At 73.6% G+C, this 13,053-nt stretch carries 12 protein-coding genes; 1 reads left to right on the forward strand and 11 read right to left on the reverse strand.

Annotated elements, in window-relative coordinates; all coding sequences use genetic code 11:
* Nucleotides 1-9: 9 nt before the first annotated feature.
* Entirely contained in the window at nt 10-1,617 is a 1,608-nt protein-coding gene (locus CFP66_RS35370; RefSeq protein WP_094929701.1) for an NAD(P)/FAD-dependent oxidoreductase, read from the reverse strand.
* A 69-nt stretch (nt 1,618-1,686) separates the two neighbouring features.
* On the opposite strand from CFP66_RS35370, the gene CFP66_RS35375 reads away from it, so the two are divergent.
* Nucleotides 1,687-2,613 (forward strand): alpha/beta hydrolase, encoded by a 927-nt coding sequence (locus CFP66_RS35375; RefSeq protein ID WP_094929702.1) that lies wholly within the window; start codon nt 1,687-1,689, stop codon nt 2,611-2,613.
* A 564-nt stretch (nt 2,614-3,177) separates the two neighbouring features.
* Here CFP66_RS35375 and CFP66_RS35380 read toward each other — a convergent pair.
* The 10 genes from CFP66_RS35380 to CFP66_RS35425 form a co-directional block, all read right to left on the reverse strand.
* Nucleotides 3,178-4,182 (reverse strand): iron-siderophore ABC transporter substrate-binding protein, encoded by a 1,005-nt coding sequence (locus CFP66_RS35380; protein WP_094929703.1) that lies wholly within the window; start codon nt 4,180-4,182, stop codon nt 3,178-3,180.
* Nucleotides 4,183-4,249: 67 nt separating this feature from the next.
* Nucleotides 4,250-5,278: a zinc-binding dehydrogenase gene (locus tag CFP66_RS35385; protein ID WP_094929704.1), complete on the reverse strand. Its 1,029-nt coding sequence runs from the start codon at nt 5,276-5,278 to the stop codon at nt 4,250-4,252.
* A gap of 20 nt (nt 5,279-5,298) precedes the next feature.
* The gene (locus tag CFP66_RS35390) at nt 5,299-6,306 is read right to left on the reverse strand and encodes a substrate-binding domain-containing protein (RefSeq protein WP_094929705.1); all 1,008 of its coding nucleotides are present in this window, start codon (nt 6,304-6,306) and stop codon (nt 5,299-5,301) included.
* 33 nt (nt 6,307-6,339) lie between these two features.
* Nucleotides 6,340-7,341 (reverse strand): ABC transporter permease, encoded by a 1,002-nt coding sequence (locus CFP66_RS35395; protein WP_094929706.1) that lies wholly within the window; start codon nt 7,339-7,341, stop codon nt 6,340-6,342.
* Nucleotides 7,338-8,882 (reverse strand): sugar ABC transporter ATP-binding protein, encoded by a 1,545-nt coding sequence (locus tag CFP66_RS35400; RefSeq protein ID WP_094929707.1) that lies wholly within the window; start codon nt 8,880-8,882, stop codon nt 7,338-7,340. Before CFP66_RS35400 ends, CFP66_RS35395 begins: the two co-directional genes overlap by 4 nt.
* 53 nt (nt 8,883-8,935) lie before the next feature.
* Nucleotides 8,936-9,814 (reverse strand): SIS domain-containing protein, encoded by an 879-nt coding sequence (locus CFP66_RS35405; RefSeq protein ID WP_198961880.1) that lies wholly within the window; start codon nt 9,812-9,814, stop codon nt 8,936-8,938.
* Entirely contained in the window at nt 9,811-10,758 is a 948-nt protein-coding gene (locus CFP66_RS35410; RefSeq protein WP_094929708.1) for an NAD(P)-dependent oxidoreductase, read from the reverse strand. Before CFP66_RS35410 ends, CFP66_RS35405 begins: the two co-directional genes overlap by 4 nt.
* The gene (locus CFP66_RS35415; protein WP_198961881.1) at nt 10,755-11,732 is read right to left on the reverse strand and encodes a shikimate dehydrogenase; all 978 of its coding nucleotides are present in this window, start codon (nt 11,730-11,732) and stop codon (nt 10,755-10,757) included. Before CFP66_RS35415 ends, CFP66_RS35410 begins: the two co-directional genes overlap by 4 nt.
* Nucleotides 11,729-12,427: a bifunctional 4-hydroxy-2-oxoglutarate aldolase/2-dehydro-3-deoxy-phosphogluconate aldolase gene (gene eda, locus CFP66_RS35420; protein WP_094929709.1), complete on the reverse strand. Its 699-nt coding sequence runs from the start codon at nt 12,425-12,427 to the stop codon at nt 11,729-11,731. Before eda ends, CFP66_RS35415 begins: the two co-directional genes overlap by 4 nt.
* The gene (locus CFP66_RS35425) at nt 12,427-13,041 is read right to left on the reverse strand and encodes a glucose-6-phosphate isomerase family protein (protein WP_094929710.1); all 615 of its coding nucleotides are present in this window, start codon (nt 13,039-13,041) and stop codon (nt 12,427-12,429) included. Before CFP66_RS35425 ends, eda begins: the two co-directional genes overlap by 1 nt.
* Nucleotides 13,042-13,053: the final 12 nt, after the last annotated feature.

Raw genomic sequence — 13,053 nt, forward strand, 5'->3', positions numbered from 1 at the left:
GCGCGGCCGTCAGGGCGTCAGGGCGAAGCCGTCGTAACCCGAGTCCGCCACCTCGGCGCACCGGCGGGCGTAGGCCGCGAAACCGCCTGCGTAGGGCAGGAACACCCGCGGCTTACCCGGGACGTTGGCCCCGAGGTACCACGAGCTCGCGGCCAGCGGCAGGAGCGTCGCGTGCGCCGCCTCGTCCACGTGCTCGCCCCAGGCCTGCTCGGCCTCCTCCGTGGCCTCGATCCGGTCCAGCTCGGCCTCGCGCAGGTGGGCGATGCAGTCGGCGATCCAGTCCACGTGCTGCTCGATGGAGGTGGGCATGTTCGTGAGCACCGACGGGCTGCCCGGCCCGGTGATCGTGAACATGTTCGGGAAGCCCGCGACCTGGAGACCGAGGTACGTGCGCGGGCCGTCGGCCCACTTCTCCCGCAGCGACCGCCCGCCGGTGCCCCGGATGTCCATGGCGAGCAGGGGCCCGGTCAGGGCGTCGAAACCGGTGGCGAACACGAGGCGGTCGAGGGGGTGGGTCCCCGCCGTCGTGCGCAGCCCGTCCGGCGTGATCTCGACGATCGGCGTCGCGCGCACGTCGACGAGCGTGACGTCGTCGCGGTTGTAGGTCTCGAAGTAGTCGGTGTCGATCGGCGGGCGCTTGGTGGCGAACGGGTGGTCACGCGGCACGAGCTTCTCGGCCGTCGCCGGGTCGCGCACGATCTCGCGGATCTTGGCGCGGAGGAACTCCGAGGCCGTGTCGTTGGCCTCCTTGCTGGTGAGGAGGTCGGCGAAGGTCGCCCGGAACCGTAGGCCACCGCGTTCCCAGGCCGCCTCGTAGACGGCGCGGCGCTCCTCCTCCGAGACCGACAGCGCGGGCCGGTCGGAGACGTCGAAGGGGTGGCCGTTGGTCGAGGCGCGCTGCGTGCGCCGGATCGCCTCGTAATCGTCCTTGACCTCGCGCTGGAACGACGCCTCCATCGCCCCGTTGCGCGCCGGGATGCTGTAGTTCGCCGTCCGCTGGAAGACCGTGAGGTGCCGCGCCTGCTCGGCGATCACCGGGATGGCCTGGATGCCCGTGGACCCCGTTCCGACGACGCCCACCCGCAGGCCGGTGAAGTCGACGCCCTCGTGCGGCCACCGGCCGGTGTGGAACCACCGGCCCCGGAACGAATCGAGCCCCGGGATCTCCGGGACGTTCGCCGCGGACAGGCACCCGACCGCGGTGACGAGGAACCGGGCCGTGAAGCGCTCACCGTCGGTGGTGCGCAGCCGCCAGCGGCCGGCGTCGGCGTCGAAGACCGCCTCGGCCACCCGCGTGCCGAAACGGATGTCGCGGCGCAGGTCGAACCGGTCGGCGACGTGGTCGAGGTAGCGCAGGATCTCCGGCTGCTCGGGATAGCGCTCGCTCCACTCCCACTCCTGCTGCAGGTCCTCGTCGAACGAGTAGGAGTAGTAGTAGCTCTCGGAGTCGCACCGGGCACCCGGGTAGCGGTTCCAGTACCAGGTACCGCCGACGCCGTCGCCCGCCTCGAGCACCGCCGTGCGGAGGCCGAGGCCCCGCAGCCGGTGGAGCATGTACAGGCCCGAGAAGCCGGCACCGACGACCACGGCGTCCAGGTCGCGCTCCGCCTCACCCATTCCGCCTCCGTGGATCGTTGGGCATGCTCAACAACTGCCACCGTATGCACCGACCCGCTGGAGGGACCAGTGCCACCGCTCGACCCGCAGTTCCGTGCAGTGCTCGACCGGCTCGAGGAGACCGGGGCCGTTCCCCTGGTCCGCGGGACCGCGCAGGAGACCAGGAGCCACTACCGGTCGCTCGCGATGGCCCGCCGCGGGGGCGACTACCAGCCGGAACCGGTCGCCGACGTCGAGGACCGCGCGCTCGACGGGCCGGGCGGCCGGCTCCCGGTGCGGGTCTACCGCCCGCTCGAGGACCGCGGGCGGATCGTCACCTACCTGCACGGTGGGGGTTGGGTGGTCGGCGACCTCGACACCCACGACCCCGTGTGCCGGCGGGTGGCCAACGCGGTGGGCGCCACCGTGGTCGCGGTCGACTACCGGCTGGCCCCGGAACACCCGCACCCCGCGCCCCTCGACGACGCGACGGCCGCGCTCGTGTGGACCGCGAGCACGTTCCCGGGCAGGCCACACGTCGTGGCCGGGGACAGCGCGGGGGCGTCCCTCGCCGCGGGAGCGGCGCTGCGGGCCCGCGACGAGGGCGGACCGGCGCTGGCCGCCCAGCTGCTGGTCTACCCGTGCACGGACCCGAGCATGGGGATGGCATCGGTCCGGGAGAACGGCGAGGGGTACTTCCTCACCCGCGCCGACCTGGACTGGTTCTACGACCAGTACCTCCCCACCCCGGCGCAGCGGTCGGACCCGACCGTCGCCCTGCTGCACGCGGCCGACCTGACCGGCCTTCCGCCCGCCGTGGTCGTCACGGCCGAGTTCGACCCCCTGCGCGACGAGGGCGACGCCTACGCCGAGCGGCTGCGCGCGGCCGGCGTGCCGGTGCGCCACCTGCCCGGGCCGGGGCTCATCCACGGCTACTTCGCCTTCCTCGGCGTGGTGGACGGGGCGGACGACCGCAGCCGCGACGCGCTGGCCGCCCTGGACGACCTGCTGGCCTGAGCAGCTGCTGAAGCGGCGGCGGTGGTGGTGACGTTCCCGAACCGCTCCGACAACGGCCTTGATCAGTGAATGAGGGACATGAGCCGCACCCCTGCAGCCCATGTCCCGATCCCGCCGATCATGAGGGTGGACACGCCTCCGGTCGACACGAGCTGTACCGCCCGCGGGGTTGGGGACGGGCCCGGGCGGCCCGCGGCGGCCGATGATCGTTGCGAGATCCACCGGATCGCCCCGCGGAGGGCGATCCCTTCGATCTCGGAAGGATCGATCGTTGCGAGATCGAGCTGATCGCCCTGGGCGGGGCGAACAGCTGGATCTCGGAAAGATCTTGCTCGCGAGGGCTGTTCCTCGGCGTGGGCCGACGACCGCAGCCGGGATGCCCTCGCGACTCGCCGGCCTGGTGGAGCAGGTCCGGCCAGGTTCCACGAGGCGTCCGAATGGCTCGCCCGCGGTCTCGGCGCTCCGCTGATCGAGACGCCGGGGGCACACGTACCCCAGTTCACGGATCCGCTGGCGTTGGCGGAGACACTGCGCCCGATCCTGGCGGGCCGGCGCTGACGGCCCTCAGCCGAGGGCGCGCTCCAGTTCCGGTACGAGCCGGTCGAGGGCGTGCTCGATGCCCAGGACCATCGGCGAGCGCAGGACGCTCACCGTGATGAGGTCGACCGGGATGTAGCGGCCCTCGCGCACCGTGGGCACCCCCGCGAACACCGGGAGCGACTCGAGCTGCGCCTGCACCGAGGGCGAGATGTGCGCCATCAGCACCACGTCGGCGTCGAGCGAGGACGCGAGTTCGTAGCTGAGGTCGGCCTGGCCTGCGTCGCCCCGCGTCGTCAGCTGCGCCGGTTCCGGCGACGGCACGAGCCCGAGCTCGGCGACCATCCGCAGGGCGAAGTCGTCCGGGTCGACGATCGAGGTGATCCGGCCGGCCTCGTAGTTGAAGGAGAGGGTGAACGTCCGGCCGCGCCACGACGGGTGCGCGGCCACGACGCCGGCGATCCGGTCCTGGAGCCCCGACACGACGGCGGCCGCACGCTGCTCCTCGCCCATGGCCTCGCCGATGAGCGCCGCCTGCTCCTGCCAGGTGTCCACGTAGGACCCGTGCCGGTAGGTCACCACGGGCGCGATCTCCGACAGCCGCGCGACCTCGGCCTCGATGCCGAAGTAGGTGCCGGCGAGGATCAGGTCCGGCCGCAACGCGGCGATCTGCTCGTAGGGGATGCCCTGCGCCGTGTCGAGGACGGTGACCTCGCGCCCGGCGATCCGGTCCTCCAGGTAGGGCTCGACGCCCGGCGCGTAGTAGCTCTTCGGCATGCCGACGGGGGCGACGTCGAGAGCCAGCACGACCTCCGCCTCCCGGCCCAGGGTGACGATCCGCTGCGGCTTCGCCGGGATCTCGACGGGCCCCAGCGCGGTGTCCACCCGCCGCGGGAAGCCCGCCGCCGGGGCCGTCGTGCCCGCAGCCTCCCGCGGGGCGCCGCAGCCGGCGAGCGCGCCGGCCAGCAGCAGGCCCCCGGCGAGGAACCCGCGACGGGAGGGACCGACCGCGGGAGGCGGGATGGTTCTCACGGGACGGCCCCCAGATCGATCCTCGGTAGGTTAGAGGAGCCTAACCTGACCGACCTGGGGGCGAGCCTCAGGGAGAGCCGACCGAGACGAGCACCTTCACCTGCCGCGGGTCCGAGGACGCCGCGAACGCCTCGGCGGCGCGTTCCAGCGGGAACACCCCGGTGACGAGCTCGTCCGCCGCCACGACACCGGAGGCCAGCAGCGCGATCGCGTGCTCGACGTCCTCCCGGACGTACATGAGGCTGCCGATCACGGAGATCTCCCGGTCCTGCACGAGGTGCAGCGGGATCGACGTGGCGCCCGCGGCGATGCCGACCACCACCACCGTGCCGCCCTTGTCGACGAGCTCGACGGCCTGGGCCATGGAGCTCGCGGTGGCGACGCAGTCGAAGACGACGTCGGCGCCGGGCACCGCCGCGGCGACGAGCCCGATCGCGTCCGGCGCGTCGGCGCGCACGCCCACGTCCGCACCGAGCCGACGGGCCCGCTCCAGCTTCTCCGGCAGGACGTCGGTGACGACCACGGTCTCGGCGCCCGCCGCGCGGGCGGCGACCAGCACGAGCAACCCGATCGGGCCCGCGCCGAGCACGACCACCCGGCTGCCGGCACGGACGCCCGCCCTGCGCACGGCGTGCACCGGGGTGGCGAGCGGCTCGACGAGGGCGGCGAGCTCGTCGGACATGTCGTCGGGCAGCTTGTGCAGCCGGTCACCCGCCACGACGAACGCGTCGGACATCCCGCCGGGCGTCTGGCAGCCGAAGACGGCCAGGTTGCGGCAGATGTTGTACCGACCGTCGCGGCACTGCCGGCACTGCCCGCAGACGAGGTTGGGCTCGAGCACGACGCGATCACCCGCCGCGAGGGCCGTGACCCCCTCCCCCACCTGCTCGACGACGCCGACCACCTCGTGGCCGGGTCGGTAGGGCCGGTCGATGAAGGGGTGGTGGCCGGCGGCGGCGTGGACGTCGGTGCCGCAGATGCCCACGAGCCTGCTCGCGACCAGCACCTCCCCCGCCCCGGGCGGACCGGGCCGGGGAACGTCCTCCACCCGGATGTCGTCGCTGGACGTCACGACGACCTGGCGCATCCTGCCCATCGGTTCAGCCCTTTCCGAGCTCAGAAGATGCTTTCCGGGTTGTAGAACTCGCCGACGTTCTCGCAGCCGATGCCGGCGGCCTGGGTCAGCGAGGTCGGCTCGACGGTCGCGGGGTCGATCTCACCGGTGGCGACGCCCACGGCGATGTCGAACACCTGGTCCGCCGCGATGCTGGGCGAGTTCAGGCCGGTGGAGACGTACTGCCCGGTGCACCCACCCTCGGAGATCTCGGCGAGGGCTTCCTTCTGACCGTCGGCGGCCGCCGCCACGAGCGTGGTCGTGTTGCCCTGGTTGCGCAGCACGCTGAGGGCGCCGAGCGCCATCGCGTCGTTCAGGCCGAGGACGAGGTCGGTGTCCGGGTGCGCCGCCAGCATCGACTCGGTGGCGGGCACGGCCTCCTCCTGGGTGTAGGTGGCCGTGGCGGAGGCGACGACCTCGGCGGTGACCCCGCCCTCGGTCAGCCCGGCGAGGAACCCCTCCTGGCGGGCCGGGCCGACGATCTCGTCGTTCGGGCCGCCGTTGAGGATCGCGACCTGGATGCTCGCTCCCTGGCCGAGCCGCTGCGCGGTCAGCAGCCCCGACAGCCTGCCGATCTCGTGGTTGTCCGACTGCACCGCGGTGAGGCCGACCTCCGGCACCCCGGTGTCGACGAACAGCACGGGGACCTCACCGGCCGCCTGCTCGAGCTGCGTGCGCTGGGTCTCCGGGCTGATCGCGTTGACCACGAGGGCGTCCACGCCCTGCGAGAGCATCGCCTGCACCTGGTTGAGCTGCGTGACGGGGTCGCCGCCCGCGTTCTGGAACAGCAGCTCGAAACCGTCCTCCTGCGCCCGCTGCTGGGCCATGGCTTCCATCGCCGCGTAGAACGGGGCGTCCATCTGCCGCTGGGCGAAACCGATCTTCACCTCGGAGGCGGGCTTCGCCTCCTGCTGCTGGGCGGGGTCCGACCCCGAGCCGGTCGTGCCGCAGGCGGACAGCACGACCATCGATGTGGCGGCCGCGAGGGCCAGTAGCCGGGTGGTGCGCATGGAGGATCTCCGGGGAATGGGAAGGGATGGGGATCAGTGGCCGCGCTGGGGCGAGCCGCGGCCGATCGTGGCCAGCGCCACCGCGAGCAGGATCAGTCCGCCGCGGAACGCGTCCTGGAGGAAGGTCGAGACGTTGAGCAGGACCAGCAGGTTGGTGATGACGCCGAAGATCACGGTTCCGACGACGGCGCCGAAGACCCGGCCCTGACCGCCGTTCAGCCGCGCGCCGCCGATGACGACGGCGGCGATCGCGTCGAGCTCGAAGAGCGTGCCCGCGGTCGGGGTGCCTGCCCCCACGCGGGAGGCCAGCAGGAACCCGCCGAGCCCGACGAGCCCGCCGGCGATGACGTAGACCGACAGCAGGGTGCCGCGCACCGGGATGCCGGACGCCCGCGCGGCCTCCGGCTTGCTGCCGACCGCGTAGACGCGGCGCCCGAAGACCGTGCGGCGCAGCAGGAACCCCATACCGAGGGCCACCGCGGCCCAGAGCCAGCCCAGCACGGGGATGCCCGCGAACGTGGCCGTGCCGAGCGCGGTGAACGACTCGTCGGACGGGCGCACCGGCACGCCCTCGGTGTAGGCGTACACGAGCCCGCGGGCGAGGGCGAGCATGCCCAGCGTGACGATGAACGGCTCCAGGGCGCGGAAGGCGATGAGGAAGCCGTTCACTGCCCCGAGCGCCGCCCCGACCGCGAGCGCCACCACGAGTGCCAGCACGAGGTTCGACCCGCCGAGCCCGACGCAGAGCACGGACGCCAGGCCGAGCACCGAGCCGACGCTGATGTCGATGCCGCCCGAGACCACCACGATGAACTGCGCCAGCGCGACGATGCCGATGACCGCCATCTGCAGCACGAGGTTCTCGAGGTTGCGGCTGGACAGGAACGCGTCGCTCAGCGTGGCCGCGATGATCGCGAGGACGATCAGGATGAGCAGCGGGTACTGGTGGCGCAGCCAGCCCGTGGCGCGGCCCGCCCACGCTCGCGACGGGGTCGTGGCCGCGCCCGCCTCGACGCTCTTCTCGGTCAGGGTCATGCTGCTTCTCCTCCGAGAGCGGCGCGGATGAGGTCCTCGGTGCTGGCGTCGGCGGCGTCGAGCTCGGCGACGACCCGACCGTCGCGCAGCACGAGGACGCGGTGGCAGAGCAGCAGGGCCTCCTCGGCCTCGCTGGTGACCACGAGGACGGCCTTCTCCTGCCGGGTCAGGTCGTGGATGATCTCGTAGATGTTCAGGCGGGCACCGACGTCGATGCCCTTCGTCGGCTCGTCGAGGACGATGACGTCCGGGTCGGCTTCCAGCCATTTCGCCAGGCAGACCTTCTGCTGGTTGCCGCCGGACAGGGTGCGCGTGGGGGTATCCGGGCCGCCCTTGACCTGGAACCGCTCGATGAGGTCGGTGACCCTGGCGCGCTCGGCGCTGCGGCGGACCACACCGGCCCGGGCGAGCCGGGGGAGCGTCACGAGGCTGAGGTTCTCCGCGTTGGTGAAGTCGTCGACGAAGCCCTCGCGGCGTCGGTCCTCGGTGAGGTAGGCGATTCCCCTGCGCAGGGCCGCGCCCGGGGACCGCAGCCGAACGGGCTCCCCGCCGATCTCGACGACGCCGCCCCGCGACGGTCCCTGCCCGGACACCGCCCGCGCCACCGACGACCGGCCGCTGCCGACGAGGCCGTAGAGGCCGACGACCTCCCCCGCCCCGACGTCGAACGAGACGTCGGTCGCCGAGCCGGCGTGCAGCCCGCGCACCGACAGCGCGGGCGTGCGGCCCTCGGCGCGGTGCGCGGGAGGGCGCTCCAGCGAGCGCACGGCGTCGCCGATCATCAGGGTGGTGATCTGCTCGGCATCGGTCTCCGCGGTGCGCAGGACGTCGACGAGCTGCCCGTTGCGCAGCACCGCGATGCGGTCCGACAACGCGAACACCTCGGGCATCCGGTGCGAGACGAACACGACGGCGGTGCCGGCGGCCTTCTCGACCGCGACCATCTCCTGGACGTCCTTGAAGTGCTCCTCCGTGGTGGAGGCGGTGGTCTCGTCGAGGATCAGCACCTTGTGGGGCATCACGCGGGCGCGGCTGAGCGCGAGCATCTGGCGCTGGCCGGGCGCCAGTGACCCGGCGAGGCGGCCGGCCGGGACGTCACCGAGGCCGACGTCGCGCAGCGCCTGGCGCGTCTCCTCGTCGTCGCTGCGCCGCGCGCGGGACCACGCGCGGATGTCGCGACCCGAGCGGAGCCGGTAGAGCCAGACGTTCTCGCCGACGGTGAAGTCGTCGATGATCAGCGGCTCCTGGTGCATGAGCAGGATGCCGGCCCGGTCGGCCTCGGCCGGGCTCGTGACCGGCTCCGCGTGGCCCGCCACGCGGATCTCGCCGCTGCTGGGGGCCTCCTGCCCGGCCAGGAGCCGGGAGAACGTGGACTTGCCCGCGCCGTTGGCCCCGCAGATCGCGAGCACCTCGCCGCCGTAGCCGTCCAGGTCCAGGTCCGAGAGCGCCTGGACGCCGGGGTAACTCTTGCCGACACCGCGGGCGGAGAACACGACCTCACCCGTCGGACCGGTCGCGGAGGACGCACCGTCGCTGGTCATCCCCTGCACCTCCTCATGCATGACGACATGGCAGCACCTGTAATGACAGGATGTCAAGTGGTCGGCTCATCGGCACTGCCGCGGAACGACGACAGGCCTTCCTTCATGGAGCGCAACCGCTCCAGGTGCTCGGGGCCGCGGCGCACCGCGACGGACGTCGCGAGGATGTCCATCAGCACCAGCCCGGCGAGCCGGCTGATCGTCGGGGTGTAGATGTCGGTGTCCTCGAACGTCCGCACGACCAGCGGCACGTCGGCGAGCTCCGCCAGCGGACCCGGCCCTCCCGTGATCGCCACGACCGTGGCCCCGCCGGCCCGCGCCGCCGCCGCCACCTCGAGCACCGCGTCCGTCCGTCCGGTGTTCGAGATCGCGACGACGACATCGCCCTCCGCGCACATCGACGCGGCCATGTACTGCTGGTGCACGTCCGTGGGCGCGGCGCAGGGCACGCCGAACAGCACCGACTTCTGCAGGGCGTCCTGGGCGATGAGCCCGGACGCCCCGAGCCCGACGAAGAGCACGCTGCCCGCCCGCAGCAGGACGTCGACGGCGGCGGCCACCGCGGTGGTGTCCAACGCCCGGCGCGTCCGGTCCAGGCTGCTCAACGTGTGATCGAAGATCTTCCCGGCCATCGCGTCGACCGGGTCGTCGAGCTCGATGGCCGAGTGCGTCACGGGCAGGCCGATCGCCAGCGCCTGCGCGAGCCCGAGCTTGAACGACTGGAAGCCGGCGAACCCCAGCCCGGTGCAGAAGCGCATCACGGTCGGCTCGCTGACCCCGGCCGCGTCGGCGAGCGCCGCCATGCTGAGCTGCACCGCCGCGCCCGGGTCGCGCAGCACCACAGCGGCGACCTTGCGCTCCGAGGGCCGCATCCGCTCCATCCCGGCGGTGAGCACCTCCAGCAGGGGCCCGTCGGCGGCGTCCGCCTTCACGCCGTGTCCTGCAGGGTGCGCGGCAGCGCGGCGAGCAGGTTCTCCACGGCCTGGGCCGTCGCGCGCCGCACGCTCGAGCCGGTGTACCCGCCGATGTGCGGCGTCGCGAGGACGCGCTCGTGGCGCAGCAGCGGGGTGAGCTCCGGCGGCTCGGTGTCGAACGCGTCCACCGCGTACGCGGCCAGCCGGCCGTCGTCCAGTGCCGCGAACACGACCGCGTCGTCCACCAGCGCCGAGCGACTGGTGTTGACCAGCACCGCGCCCGGGCCGACGACCGCCAGCTCCTCGGCGCCGAGCAGCGGGTGCCCGTCCGACGGGGGTGGCGCGTGCAGGGTGACGACGTCGCTCCCGGCCAGCAGCTCGGCCATCCCCACCAGGCGCACGCCGGGCTCGGCGACGGCCACCGGGTCGTACGCCACGACCTCGGCACCGAGGGCGGTGAACTGGCGCGCCACGCGGCGGCCGATGGCGCCGAGGCCGACGACACCGACGCGGCAGTCGTCGAGCTCGCGCCCCTGCCACCGCTGCCAGGCGCCGGCGCGCAACGCGGTGGCCGACCAGGGCACGTGGCGCAGCGCGCCAAGCGCCAACGCCAGCGCCAGCTCGGCCACGCCCTGGGCGTTGGCCCCGGCCGCCCGTTCGACGCGCACCCCGGCGCGCTGCGCCGCGGCCAGGTCGACGGCGTCGACACCGCTGCCGTTGCGACTGATCACCCGCAGCTCGGTGGCGGACTCGAGCACCCGGGCGCCGATGCGCTCCACCCCGGCCAGCCACCCGACGCAGCCGGGCACGAGCTCCAGCAGCTCCGCCTCCGACGGCGCCGTTCCCGCAGGCCCGGCCACCAGCCCGAAGCCGGCGGCGCGCAGCGGGTCCAGCTCCGCCACGGTGTCCAGCCCGGCCTGGGTCAACGACCGCGGCGTCACGAGCACGCGGGGCCGGTTCACCGGCGCACTCCCGCCGCGATACGCCCCAGCTCGTCGAAGGACGGCCCGGACGTGGGGATCTCGATGTCGAAGACCTCCGCGACGACCTGCGTCCAGCCGTGCAGGAAGTAGACCCAGCCGTCCTCCACCCGCACGTGACCCGCGGCCCGCGCCTGGTCGAGGAACACGAGCTCACCCCGGTAGTTGAGGTCCCACGCCACGGCGTCGCGCGGGAAGCGGGCGGCGTCGGTCAGCGGCGAGCCGGGCGCGTCCTTGCCCAGGCCGGTGGCGTTGACCACCAGCGAACGGGGCGCCAGCCCGGCCAGCACCTCGTCGTTGTCCACCGCGCCCGCGATCTGCCGGTACTCCACGGGCACGTCGGTGCCGAGCTCGGCGTGCACGCTGCGCAACGCCTCCAGCCGGGCGGCGTCGGGATCGGAGACCACGATCCGGGCCGGCCGGTCCGCCCCGCGCTCCGGGCGCGTGAGGAACCAGCTGATCGCGATGGCCGAGCCGCCCGCGCCCATCAGGAACACCTCGGCGCCGCTCGCGCTCCAGTGTCCCGGCGCCAGGACGGCGTCGAGGGCGAGCCCGCACGAGATCGGGTCCTTCGCGGACGCGACCAGCGCCCCGTCCCGCTTCGAGAGGCAGCTGACCTCGTCCATGAGCGCGGCGAGCGGGTCGACCCGGTCGAACAGGTCCCGGCTCGCCGCGTAGAGGTCGAGCTTGTGCGTGGTGACCAGCGCCCCCCTGCTCAGCGGGTCGCGCGCGATGAACTCGACGATCCGGCGGTAGTCCTCCCGCGGGGCGTGCAGCGGCAGGTCGACGCCCACCAGCGGGACGTCACCGAGGCCGAGCGCGTCGGCCCAGCGGGGGAACACCGTGCGGATCGACGACTTCCCGGTGGTGACGCCGATGAAGTACAGGGTCGGGCGCTGCGCCGGCCGGGGCAGCTGCCCCGGCGCGGGATCGAGCGCCGTCGGGTCGGGCGTCACGGTCGGGCTCCGCCGGGGCGCAGCGACGCCGCCGCGCGGGCGCGCTCCGCGATGGCGTCCCAGTTGCCGGCGACGATGTCGGCCCGGGGCGCGATCCAGGTACCGCCGACGGCGAACACGTTCGGCAGGCCCAGGTACTCGGCCGCGTTGTCGGGCCGCACCCCGCCGGTCGGCATGAACTGCACGCCGGTCCACCCGAACGGCCCGTCGAGCGCCTTGAGCGTGGCCACTCCCCCGTAGGCGCCCGCGGGGAAGAACTTCACGCGCTTCGCCCCCGCCTCCAGGCAGCCACCCACCTCGCTCGGCGTGACCGCGCCCGGCACGAACGGCAGCCCGTGCTCGGCCGCGGCCGTCACGCAGGCACTGCTCAGGCCGGGCGATACGCCGAACCGCGCTCCGGCCTGCGCGGCGGCCACGACCATGTCGGCGGTGATGAGCGTGCCCGCGCCGAGCAGGAAGTCCGGCAGCTCGGCCGCGATCGCCGCGACGGCGGCGCGCGCGGCCGGGGTGCGGAACGTGACCTCGACGACCGGCAGGCCCGCGTCGGCGAGGGTGCGCGCGAGCGGCACAGCCGAGGCGGCGTCGTCGATCTCCACGACGGGCACCACCGCGAGCCGCCCGATCACGTCGAAGACGTCGGCCCCGTCCTGCGCGGCCGGGTCGGTGGCGGTCTCGGCGAAGTCTGCAGCGGCCATCAGGCGGCGTCCTTCCGGTATCCGGTGTGGTCGGGGTTGGGCCGGGTGGTCCAGCCCCCGGCTCCGTCGTCGACCACGAGCTGAGCCATGCCGCCCGCGTCGGCGATGAGCGCGTAGTCCTGCCCCGCGTCGGCGGGGTAGCAGAACAGGGTCACGAACGGCTCGTCGCCGGTGTTGACGCTGCGGTGCACCCAGTACCCCGGCACGTGCGCGGCGTCCCCGGGGCCGAGCTCGACGGCTTCGCTGCGCCCGTCGAGCGTCTCCAGCAGCATGACGCCGCGGCCGCTGAGGCAGTGGTACAGCTCGGCGCGGTCGGCCTTGGCGTGCAGGTGCCCGCGGGTCATCGCGAACTCGTCGCCGTACCGGCCGGGCGCCAGGGTGCTGGTACCGATGATCAGTGCGCCCGGGCCGTCGCCCGCGCGGTGCTCCTCGACGCGGTAGACGAGGTGGTCGGCCCCGCGCTCGGTGACGGCGCCCGCGTGCGCCTCGCCGTCCCGGTAGACGCCGGTCATGTCGCCGAGCCGCTTGTCGTAGCCGCCGGTCCGCCCGCGCATCCCGCCGCCGACGTCGATGGTCAGCCTGGCGGGTTCGGGCACCGGCCCGAAGGTTGTCATCGGAGATCTCCT

The organism is Pseudonocardia sp. MH-G8 (genome assembly GCF_002262885.1).
Lineage (GTDB): Bacteria > Actinomycetota > Actinomycetes > Mycobacteriales > Pseudonocardiaceae > Pseudonocardia.

Bases quoted from the DNA above. Each gene is read 5' to 3' on its own strand.
- eda (WP_094929709.1), bottom strand. From the start codon at position 12,427: ATGGCCGCTGCAGACTTCGCCGAGACCGCCACCGACCCGGCCGCGCAG.
- CFP66_RS35425 (WP_094929710.1), bottom strand. From the start codon at position 13,041: ATGACAACCTTCGGGCCGGTGCCCGAACCCGCCAGGCTGACCATCGAC.
- CFP66_RS35370 (WP_094929701.1), bottom strand. From the start codon at position 1,617: ATGGGTGAGGCGGAGCGCGACCTGGACGCCGTGGTCGTCGGTGCCGGC.
- CFP66_RS35400 (WP_094929707.1), bottom strand. From the start codon at position 8,882: ATGACCAGCGACGGTGCGTCCTCCGCGACCGGTCCGACGGGTGAGGTC.
- CFP66_RS35385 (WP_094929704.1), bottom strand. From the start codon at position 5,278: ATGGGCAGGATGCGCCAGGTCGTCGTGACGTCCAGCGACGACATCCGG.
- CFP66_RS35395 (WP_094929706.1), bottom strand. From the start codon at position 7,341: ATGACCCTGACCGAGAAGAGCGTCGAGGCGGGCGCGGCCACGACCCCG.
- CFP66_RS35390 (WP_094929705.1), bottom strand. From the start codon at position 6,306: ATGCGCACCACCCGGCTACTGGCCCTCGCGGCCGCCACATCGATGGTC.